Origin of the sequence: Pseudoalteromonas sp. c7(2019) (assembly GCF_011378625.1) — a bacterium.
Taxonomy (GTDB): Bacteria; Pseudomonadota; Gammaproteobacteria; order Enterobacterales; family Alteromonadaceae; genus Pseudoalteromonas; species Pseudoalteromonas arctica.
In genome coordinates, this window is record NZ_WTKS01000071.1 from 267 (window position 1) to 488 (window position 222).

At 37.8% G+C, this 222-nt stretch carries 1 protein-coding gene; it reads right to left on the reverse strand.

Annotated features, from left to right (window positions below; translation table 11 throughout):
• A partial coding sequence (locus GQR38_RS20410) for a hypothetical protein (protein ID WP_206006354.1) occupies positions 1–222 on the reverse strand: 222 nt, incomplete at both ends.

Below are 222 nucleotides of genomic sequence, written 5' to 3' on the forward strand. Positions count from 1 at the left end.
CTTGGAAGTAGCCACTTGACGTTAATTCAATTTTATTACCACGCACTCTAAAGTTTTCGTCTATTTCGCGAAACTCAGTGGTTACATTGCCCAGAATTGCTTCGTCAAAGTATTGTAAAAGCATTTCATTGAGTTCTTTTACGCGACGAATAGTTTGGTAGAACATTTTCATCATTTGCTCTACGGCTTCATTACGTTGGCCTGTATACCCTAGTAATTTTG